This window comes from Petralouisia muris, assembly GCF_004793545.1.
GTDB lineage: Bacteria > Bacillota > Clostridia > Lachnospirales > Lachnospiraceae > Petralouisia > Petralouisia muris.
In genome coordinates, this window is record NZ_SRYA01000258.1 from 1 (window position 1) to 465 (window position 465).

Sequence of the window (465 nt, forward strand, 5' to 3'; positions counted from 1 at the left end):
TTGCGGATATGGCGGTGAATGACGAGCGGGCGGTGAGGGCGATTGAAAAGCGGCTCACGGAAACAGACCAGAGCAAAGCAAAAGCAATGGAGAAAGAACGGAAGAAGCTGAACAAACGCCTTGCGGAGCTTGACAGGCTGTTTTCCTCTCTCTACGAGGATAAGGTCATGGAGCGTATCACCGAGCGGAATTTTGAGATGATGTCGGGGAAATACCAGAAAGAACAGCTTGAAATCGAAGCAAGGCTGAAAGAGGTAACGGATACGCTCAATGAAAGCTACGAAAAATCGCAGGGAATCCGTGACTTCCTCTCCCTTATCCGCAATTATCAAGGCTTAAAAGAACTGGACGCAACAGTAATAAATGCACTGATAGACAAGATACTTGTTTCGGAGCGTGAAAAGTCAGCAGACGGAACAGTTAGGCAGGAAATCAAGATTTACTATAAATTCATCGGCTTTGTCG

General features: G+C 46.7%; 1 protein-coding gene. It reads left to right on the plus strand.

Going from position 1 to position 465, the window contains the following annotated elements; translation table 11 throughout:
* Positions 1 to 465: DUF4368 domain-containing protein (locus E5329_RS29405; protein WP_135992600.1), on the plus strand; the 465-nt coding region annotated here is incomplete at both ends.